Annotated in this window: 6 protein-coding genes and 1 pseudogene; 1 reads left to right on the forward strand and 6 read right to left on the reverse strand. The window is 67.1% G+C overall.

Annotated elements, in window-relative coordinates:
* Positions 1-132: 132 nt before the first annotated feature.
* The 4 genes from DSY14_RS25080 to DSY14_RS25095 all read right to left on the reverse strand — a co-directional run bounded on the left by DSY14_RS25080 (position 133) and on the right by DSY14_RS25095 (position 3,445).
* Positions 133-408 carry a hypothetical protein gene (locus tag DSY14_RS25080; RefSeq protein WP_249188438.1) on the reverse strand — a complete coding sequence of 92 codons (276 nt, stop codon included), beginning with the start codon at positions 406-408 and terminating at the stop codon, positions 133-135.
* Between the two features lie 3 nt (positions 409-411).
* Entirely contained in the window at positions 412-603 is a 192-nt protein-coding gene (locus DSY14_RS25085) for a hypothetical protein (RefSeq protein ID WP_211719086.1), read from the reverse strand.
* A 493-nt stretch (positions 604-1,096) separates the two neighbouring features.
* The gene (locus tag DSY14_RS25090; protein ID WP_211719087.1) at positions 1,097-2,272 is read right to left on the reverse strand and encodes a restriction endonuclease; all 1,176 of its coding nucleotides are present in this window, start codon (positions 2,270-2,272) and stop codon (positions 1,097-1,099) included.
* A 207-nt stretch (positions 2,273-2,479) separates the two neighbouring features.
* Positions 2,480-3,445, reverse strand: coding sequence for a hypothetical protein (locus tag DSY14_RS25095; RefSeq protein WP_211719088.1), 966 nt, complete (start codon positions 3,443-3,445; stop codon positions 2,480-2,482).
* A gap of 461 nt (positions 3,446-3,906) precedes the next feature.
* Here DSY14_RS25095 and DSY14_RS25100 point away from each other — a divergent pair, with 461 nt between their 5' ends.
* The gene (locus DSY14_RS25100) at positions 3,907-6,063 is read left to right on the forward strand and encodes an AIPR family protein (protein ID WP_211719089.1); all 2,157 of its coding nucleotides are present in this window, start codon (positions 3,907-3,909) and stop codon (positions 6,061-6,063) included.
* 103 nt (positions 6,064-6,166) lie between these two features.
* Here DSY14_RS25100 and DSY14_RS25105 read toward each other — a convergent pair whose 3' ends face one another.
* A complete protein-coding gene (locus DSY14_RS25105) occupies positions 6,167-8,305 on the reverse strand; it encodes a UvrD-helicase domain-containing protein (RefSeq protein ID WP_211719090.1) in 2,139 nt (712 codons plus the stop codon).
* 53 nt (positions 8,306-8,358) lie between these two features.
* Positions 8,359-9,026, reverse strand: a pseudogene (locus tag DSY14_RS25110) (serine/threonine protein kinase); the annotation flags it as partial.

Here is a 9,026-nt window from a genome sequence, read left to right on the forward strand (position 1 = left end):
TGTCAGAAGGGCGTCAAGGTCTTTGGTCACACACTGATCCTCGACGCCCTTCGTCTTGCCCGCAGGCGTTTCAGGGATTTCCCATCAACGATCTAGGGCTCCTCCTCACCAACGGACCAAGTCGCGAAACCGTCAGCGAAGGCGCCTTCGCGAAAGAAGTTCGGCAACAGCACGTGCTGCGCGTCCGGAGCCCTCCAACAAGCGGTTGAAGACCATCGCAGACAGCGCCGACATCTCCAGGGCCTCCATGGCCTCGTTGCGGGTGCGGTCCAGCAGCGGCTGGACCCGGTCGTAGTGCCCGTTGGCCTTGAGGACCCGCTCGATGGCTTGGACGTTCTCGCGCGGTGAGTCGAGCACTGCCAGGTCGTCGTAGCGGTTGACCCCGATGAGGATGGCAGTCCGGCGCATCAGTCATCGGCGCTTGCGCCCCTCATTCAGGGCCCGCACGTAGGCCTCGACATCCCACCGTGCCACGCGGCCCTCCACGATGACCTTGGCGTCGCCGTACTCCACCGTCACCGACCGCTGACCGCTCTGTTCGATCCACTGCCCCAACAGCGTCACCAGAGCGGCGAGCACCGGTTTGCGGATCGCACCGGCCACCACCACCCCGCGAGCAGCGCGGGATCAGCGGACCTGGTCCTCTCCCATGCCTCGCCCTCCGCCACAGCCACCTGGGCGACGTCCAAGTCCTTCAGCAGGAGCTCCAGGTCCCGGCCGCGCTGTTCCCGCCCCCTCCTCCGTGACGTCCTCGTCAAAGACGATTCTGGCCACAGGCTCGCTCGGCTCCACGCACGCGTTCTCCCGGTTCCCGGACAAGGGGTCGCTCCGTCACGACCCTCTGACACTCCACCACGCAGATCGACCAGCCGGAACCGTCGTTCGTCAGGGGCTTTCGGCCACTGACCGGAACCGGCCAGACTCGGTAGGCAAAGACAACCTGGTCGGCGGAAACAGCAGTTTCGCGAAGGGGGTCGCTCTCTTGGCTCACGCTCGGTGACCTTCTAAAGCCTGAGAAACCTTTCGCGATCCCGGACAGTGCCGGAATCGGGGCTTCAGCGAACCGACGGTGTCCCCTGTCCCGTCGTATCGAGACCTATGCTTCCGTCGCCCTCGGTCCAGGGTCGTTCCCGGTACGGGCAAGTTTCGCCAAGCGCCAAGCCGCGTCGTTGCGCCACAACTCGCAGACGGTCATGAACGCACCCAACGAATTCCTGAGGTCCTGCTCCGCGACGTTGCGAGGTACATCGCTCGTCAGCCACTCGACCCGACGCAGATGCCGCCGATCCTCAGGAGCACCTGCCTCGAACTCGTAATCACCGATGACACGGCCAATGGCGAGCGTGGCCTGCTTCGTCTTCTTGAGCGGCAACACCACAAGGTCGCCGATCTGGATCTTGCCACGGAAGGCCCACAGCTGCCCCGCGTAGTTACGGATGAGCCCCGCGCTCTCGTCCTTGTACTCCTGCTCCATCAGCTCGACCATGCGAGCACGATTGTCAATCGCGGTCAGATCCCCCACCTCGTTGAACCCACCACCCACGAAACCGTTCCGAAGCGCCCACTGTTCACGCTCACCCAGCTTGCCGGCCCGAACCAGCCAGGCGGGGGTCTCCTGTTCGACGGTCGCCCGTGGGAGGCCAGTCAGAAGCACACTGATCTGCTTGGCCACGCCCTCGATCCACGACACCGCGGCCACGACCTCGGCCGCCGACATCGGAGTACGACGACCCTCCGAGTCCAGGTCCGCCTGGTGCGCGATCTGGTTTCGACGGTTGACGATCTTGTCCTGGCGGTCTCGGGCCGCGCCGGCATCGGTACCGAGGCCCGCTGCGATGTGTTCCCAGATCTGCTGCGCGTTCAGATGGGTGATGAGCCGGAGCCCCTCGCTGATGCCCTTACTACGCTGGTAGGTGTCTCGACGGATCTCCTCCGCGATGAATTCAGCGAAAACCGATCCTACGGAGTTGTCCACCATCTGTTCGACGGTGGCGAAGGGCATCCTCAGCTTCGACAATCGCTCGGGGAGCGGTCGATCCTCTGAGCGGACCAACGCGACCGCGTGTTCGAGAACCTCTTGGTGCAGCCAGTGATCCAGTGCTGACACTGCTTGTGACCAGGCTGCCCGGTAAAGATCCTCCGGGTGGGCCGCAGCGAGGTCACCATAATTCGCGCCCAAGCCGTGCAGGCCTTCCAGAGCACGTCCGCCCGTCACCATGTTGCGAGCATAAGAGAGGTTGCCCTCGAACTGTTCGAAGGGGTGCGAACTCACGTTTGTCCATTCATGTCGTTCGCACTCCCGGCTATCACAGAAGAGACGAAGGAAGGCGATGGGCCTCAACGGTACAACAAGTGTTCCTACGGACATACCGGGTTTCCCGGCCCCAAGGTGAAAGTTGGACCAGAGGCCCGAACCAGCCCCGCCGGCGACGGAGTCGCAGCACCACGACAGGTCCCCGTACGAGGTCGTGCCCGGCCCTCACCGCGCCAGTTGGTAGTCATGTGTGAACCCGGCTTCACTCGCCAATCGGTTCCCGTTGAACACGCGTGCCCGCCTCGGGTCAAAGCTGAAGGCGAAGGAACGGGACCGGTCGGCGAACTCCTCGGCCGGGCCGGTGAGTCCGTGCCGGGCCAGTACCAGAAGCCGTTTTCCCTGGGCGGCGGCATCGGCGAACAGCCTCTTCAGATCCGGCAGGCCGAGGGAGCGCTCACGCAGCCACCAGACCACCTGGTACTCCGCCGAAACCAGCTCAGTACCGTCCACGGAAAAATGTACGTCGCCGAAACCGAAGGCGTTGAGCTGGGCGGCCGCCAAGGCACAGGGGTTCTCGGGGTCGACTGATCGTCCGATGGCCTTCGGGGGCAGCATCGCCTCCGTGCTTCCGTGGATGGTTCCGTCCCCGGAGTAGAGGGCTGTCGCAGGCGTCGGTGCGTCCCGCAGTTCCTCGACGACCCCGACCAGCGCCCCGGCGAGCTCGTCAACGCTCACCCGGTCCGCGGGCACCCCTGGTGCCGTACCTGCCGAACCGAACAGCTGCGCGTTCAGGTCGACACGCCACACCCTGCGCTGGGACGGGGCGTGGACGTCCGCCAGCCAGCCGAGCTCGGGCCTGCGATAGACCCACAGCCGCCTGTCCGCCACCCGCACGAGCAGCAGATGGCCCTCACCCAGGTGGCGCCGGAACTCGTAGCCGTGGGCACCGAACACGACCCGGAGCCGGTTGTCAGCCATGGCGTAGTCCACGGTGACGCCCCGCAAAGTGAGGGCGTCGGCGATCCGGGCGATGTCGGAGGCCTCGGCCTCAGCCCACCGCCAGGGGCTCGCCTCCTGGCGGCCTTCGGTCACCGCCAGGGCCTTCTCGTGGAGCGCGTCCGCGAGAACTTCAAGGGGGGTCCCGGTGTCCCAGAGCACGCCCTGATCGCCCTCAACCGAGCTACTGATCATCCAGCACACGCGGGACGTATCGGGGTGGTCGCCCCGGACCCACATGATCTCGACCCTTCCCGTTGTGCCCGTGTCCAGGGTGAGCTTCTCGGGTGTACCGTCCTCCCTCGGCCCCCGGTGCACCAGGTGACGACCCGCATCCGGGTGTCGTTCACGGAAAACGCCCTCCAGTGCAAGGAGGTCGAGGTGCCTGGCCATGTCCGCACGCATGCCCGAACTCGGGAATCCCACTCCACGCCCTTTCCAACCCGACAACCGTCAGGTGTGCCTGTGTCACCGGAACAGTCAACCAGAGCGGGGCGGAAGGTCCGCGAGTCCGAGTCCTTCGAGGAGGCCCCGGGACGATAGGGGCACCCAGTCCACCGCTTCCTTGCGGCGGGGTTGTGAACCACCCGCATCCCTTCGTGCGTCCTAAGTATGATCGTTCCTATCCCTCCGCACTCCCCTGAACAGAGGAATACATGCAGCGTCCGGCCGACGTCCGTACCGAGCGTGCCCTTCGACAGATCAAAGGCATCCTGGAAAGGGACTTCACCGATCTGATCGACCTGAGCGATCTAGCAGGCAAACCGGACTCGGAACGCGAGTCCGCCTTTCTCTCGCGAGGGCTGGCGGCACTGGCGACCAAGGGTGTGACCGGCTGGCACGGCGACGACCGGAACGAGAAGGCCTCGGCGTGTGTCATCGACGGTCGAGACGACTTCGGGATCGATGCCATCGCGGTCTCCGGGAACACCAGTGAGATCTGGCTGGTGCAGGCGAAGTGGAGTCACAAGGGGCGGGCGGGGCTCGACCAGGGGGCCGCCCTGAAGTTCGTTCGCGGATGGCAGCGCCTCGAAAGGCACGAATACGACCGCTTCAACTCACGTGTCACCGAGAAAATGGCCGAGCGGATTCGCGCGGTGCTCAAGAACTTCCAGGCCAAGGTGCATTTCGTGGTCGCCATGACCGGGCCCGAGGAGCTGCACCCGGACGTGCTCGACGTGTTCGAGGAGGAGTTCAAGGAGGCCAACGGTTTCGGTCTGAACCTGGACCTGCAGGTAGTGGGCACCGACCGCCTGTGGGAACAGATCCGTGTCGAGGAGGCCCCGAGGTCCCAGCCCATCCAGGCGACCATGCGCCAGTGGCTCTACGAGCACGAGCCCGTGGAGCTCTACCAGGGTTTCGTCCGCGCCGACGAGGTCGCCGCCTGGTTCTCCACCGCTGGACGTCACCTGTTCCGTCGCAACATCCGGGATTTCCTGGGCTCGACCGAGGTGAACGCGGAGATCGCGAGTGCTGTCACCAGTGACCCCGAGCTCTTCCTCTACCTCCACAGCGGAATCACCGTCATCTGCGAATCCCTGGAAGCGGCTTTCGACGGCCCCCGCAAGCAGAACATTCCGGTGAAGCTGACGCTGAACAACGCCAGCGTGATCGACGGGGCGCAGAGTGTGACGTCCCTGCACCGAGCCTTCCTGGACAACCCCGAGGCTCTGGCCGAGGCCCTCGTCAGTGTGAACGTGATCTGCACGGGACAGGACGGCAGTTCCCCGGAGCTGCCCAACCGCATCACCCACGCCCGCAACCGACAGAACCCTGTGCAGTACCGCGACTTCGTCTCCCTCGACCCGACGCAGTCGCTGATCGGCGAGGAACTGTCCATCCGGGGTCTGCAGTACACCTATCGGCGAGGCGAGCCCGACCCCGCGCCGGAGCAGGGATGTTCTGTGGTCGAGGCAGCGACCGCCCTGGCCTGTGCACACTCGAACCCCAGGCTGGCGGTCGAGGCCAAGCAGAACGTGGAGACTCTGTGGGACCGGAGCGAAGGCGGGAGCTACGGGATCCTGTTCGGCGAGAAGCTCGGGGCCCCACAGGTCTGGGGTTCGGTCCGGCTCCGCCGGGCCGTCGGCAACCGGCTGCACGAGATCTCCACGAAGCTCAGGGGTCGGGGCTTCGACCTCGCCGAGCGCGGTGACCTCCTCATCACCCACCTCATCTTCCAGTGTGTGGACCGCAAGGAGATGACCTCCGACTACTACGACTGGGATGAGGCAGTAGCCCGGGCTGTCCCCCTGACAGACCAGGCACTGCCGTGGCTTCTGCACCACATCGACGCCACCCACGGCTCCACCGCGCCGGTGTCCATCACCCGTGTTCTCTCCGACCCCAGGCGTTGCCGGGTACTGGTCGAGAACACGCTCCGCGACCTGCGCGCCGATTCGGAGGCTCCCCAGGTGTCCGCCGACTACCGGGCCAAGGCCCTCCAGCGTCCGCGCAAGAGCCGACGCCCCAACAGCGTGACCATCCTGTTGAACGCCGGTGAGCTGGGGCCGGGGACCCCGTTGGAGTTCCGACCGCTGAGCAGTAACGAGGAGATCGCGCTGCGCGACTGGCTCATCGAGGATCCCCGTAGGACCCGAGCGACCTGGACGAACAACCGTAGGTACTCGCTGCTGTGGGAGGCCGACGGCAAGTACCACTCCCCCAGCGGCCTGGTGATGACCATGTACGAGCTCGCCGGTTGGGAAGACTCGCCGGTCTCGGCACAGGGACCCGCACGGTGGTACATCGACGGGGAACGCATGGACAAACGCGCCGAACGGATCCTCGAAGAACTGGGAGAGGAAGGCGAATAGCAACGCCGCTCCAGCTGGAGCAGGTGAGTCCCTCGCGGAGCGGACAGACGTGGCCCGGGGCTTCGGGTGGTACGGATGATCCGCACCGCCCGAAGCCCCCGGTTCAGGCGATCCCGGCTTCCGCCAGGAACGGGCTCGGCTTACCGTGCCAGGACACGTGCAGGTGGTCGCGGGCTCTGGTGCACACCACGAAGAGCAGACAGCGCTCGGCCATCATGTCCGCCCTGTGCTGAAGCTCGTCCACCTCATGCGGGGTGATGGCCTTGGGGTTGGGCACCGATCCATCCGCGACCCCCAACGCGGCGACGCACCGGAACTCCAGTCCCTTGAGCGAGTGCATCGTGCCCACCCGGACGCCCGGGGTGTCGTCGTCGGCCTCGCGCAGCCCGCACGTGTCGATCCCGGCCCCGTTCAGAGCGGTGACGGCCTTCTTCCCGACCCAGCCGGCGCGCACGGCGACCGCCACCGACGACGGCTCGATTCCTGCTTCGATCCAGTCCCGCACACGGTCCACGAGCGCGTCCAGCTCCCCGTTCAGGTCATCGGCGGCGTGCGTAGTCGGCGCGGGCCCTTGGAGTGCCGATCGGTAACCGGCGAGGGACTCGGTGCCCCCGTCGGCCAGGGACTCGACCTTCTCCCCGTCCAGCAGAGGCCTGGACCAGGTGAGGATCTGCTGTGTGCTGCGGTAATTGCGGCGGAGCCGCTGCGAGCGCCCGACCACGTTGATCCCCAGCGTTTTCAGGGAGACCTTGGCGTCGTAGATGCGCTGGTGGGGGTCCCCGCTGATGAACAGGTCGTCGGGAGCGGGCGCCACGGCGGCGCGCAGGAACCGCCACTGGGCGGGGTGCAGGTCTTGGGCCTCGTCCACCACCACGTGCCGGAAGCGCGGCCCCCGCTCCTGCAGGATCCGGGCCGCCAGGTCGCAGCCGCGCAGGTGGGTCTGCACCCCGTCGGCGTCCAGGCCCTCGCCGAAGGCGGTCACGGCCTTCCACACCCGCTCGCGCTGGGCGGCGGCCAGGCGGCTGCCGCGTCCGCTGCGCGTGGCGGCCTGGTACTGCTCCAGGGTGTCCAGACGCTGGGCGAGCACGACGTGCCGGTACTCCTGCTGGAGGAACTCAGCGGTCCACTCCAGCCCCTGGTCCCTGACGATTCCGCGCCAGCGGTCGAGCTCCTGGGAGTCGGAGATGAAGCGGGGGGCGCGCCCGCCGCCCGCCTCGGTCAGGACCTTGCTGGCCTGGGAATTGACGGTGGTGATGTCGAGCCGGTCCAGCTGGGGCGGGTCGTCCACAAGTTGGCGGACGCCGGCCCCCAGAGCCGTGGCGAGGGTGTTGGTGAAGGTGGTGAGCCAGATGCGCTCGTCGGGACGCAGATAGGTCAGCAGGTGTTCGACGCGGTGCATGGCCACGACGGTCTTGCCGGTGCCGGGGCCGCCGGTGACCTGATAGCTGCCGGGGTAGCTCGCCTTGTAGGCGACCTTGCGCTGTGCCGGGTGCAGGAAGGTCCGCCAGGCGGCGAAGGGCTGGGAGAGGATCTCCTCCAGCTCGTCCAGGCCGGAGACCAGGCGCACCCGGGTGGGGGTGTTACGGATCGCGGTGTCCAGGTCGTCACTGACCGCGCCGGAGGGTCGATGGGCGACGATGTCGCGCCAGACCTCCTCCACCGTGAAACCGGCGGCCAGGTACTGGAGCACCTCGGCTTGGTCCTCGGGCAGGAAAGGGACGATATCGGTGAGTTCGCCGGAGTCCACGGCGGTGCGGGCCGCGCGCAGCACCTTGTCGCTGATGCCCAGGGCTGTGAGGTCTCCGTCGGAGACACGGGCCAGCAGCCGCTGCTCGGGGTCGGTGGGGGCCGCCCTCTCCTCCAGTCCGGGGGTCAGGCGCTCCAGCCCTTCGGCGTCCCAGATCTCCACCGAGCCGGTGAGCCGGTTGACGCCCGCGTCCTGTTTGATGGCCCAGTCGTAGGCGGGGTCGTGCGGCAGGACCTTGAGCAGGAGGTAGCTGTCACCGCTCTCGGGGGCGAGCACGACCCCCCGGTAGAAGTTGTCCACCTTGAAGGTGAAGATGCTGCGGCTGCGGCGGCCCTTGGGGTTCTTGAAGTTGAGCCCCTTGTCGGCCTTGAGCTCGGCGTTGGTGAGGAGGCTGAACTTCTCCATGGCGAGCCGGATGTTCCTGCGCGCCGACGGGGGGAGCTCGTCGTACTCACCGCTCTCGAAGAACTGCTTTCCCAGAGCGAGTTGGGGCATGGAGGAGGGTCTCCTTCTGACGGGGCCTGCTCGGTCGGGGCTGGGGGCCGGGCTCAGCCCCGGTCGTGTCCCAGTCTGCCCAGGAGGTCGGCTACCTGGAGGGTTTCCGGGGCGTTGGGGCCGTAGGCGGCGCGCAGGTCGGAGTAGAGCGGCCGCAGTTCCGCGGCGGCGCGTTCGGCGTCTCCCGAGCGCAGGCGCCACATGGCCATCTCCAGTCGCAGGTCCAGGGCGTCCTCGGAGTGTTCCCCGAAGACTCGGCGGAACAGGTCCAGGACGTGTTCGGCCTCCCGCAGGGCCCTGGTGTTCTCACCCAGTTGCGCCATGCAGTAGGCGGCCTGCTGACGGCAGATGAGCGCCCGTTCGTCCTGTGGTCCGGCCTGGCGCTGGAGGATGTCGGCCAGGTCGGTGAACTCCGGCAGGGCGCGTTGTGCGTCACCGCTGATGGCCAGGGCGTTGGCCCGGAGCAGGCGCAGTTCGACGACCTGTGCCGACTCGGCGCCCAGAGCGGCCGAGGCGGGGCGGATGACATCGTCGAGGACGCCTACGGCCTGGGCGAAGCGGCCCTCCTCGATGAGCGCCTGGGCGTGCCCGTCGGCTTCGGCCAGTTCCCCGGGGGCGAGCCCCGGCACCGCCTGGCCGGTCGGCTCGACGAGTGTGGGCGGCAGCGCCTGGGTCGGGGCGGGTGCGGCCGCCTTGGGCCGGGGCCCCATGGGACGCCGGT

This window comes from Nocardiopsis sp. MG754419 (genome assembly GCF_018207095.1).
Lineage (GTDB): Bacteria > Actinomycetota > Actinomycetes > Streptosporangiales > Streptosporangiaceae > Nocardiopsis.

What these genes read in the sequence shown, in the direction of transcription:
- DSY14_RS25080 (WP_249188438.1), bottom strand. Translation starts at nt 408, where the DNA reads ATGCGCCGGACTGCCATCCTCATCGGGGTCAACCGCTACGACGACCTG.
- DSY14_RS25095 (WP_211719088.1), bottom strand. Translation starts at nt 3,445, where the DNA reads ATGATCAGTAGCTCGGTTGAGGGCGATCAGGGCGTGCTCTGGGACACC.
- DSY14_RS25100 (WP_211719089.1), top strand. Translation starts at nt 3,907, where the DNA reads ATGCAGCGTCCGGCCGACGTCCGTACCGAGCGTGCCCTTCGACAGATC.
- DSY14_RS25105 (WP_211719090.1), bottom strand. Translation starts at nt 8,305, where the DNA reads ATGCCCCAACTCGCTCTGGGAAAGCAGTTCTTCGAGAGCGGTGAGTAC.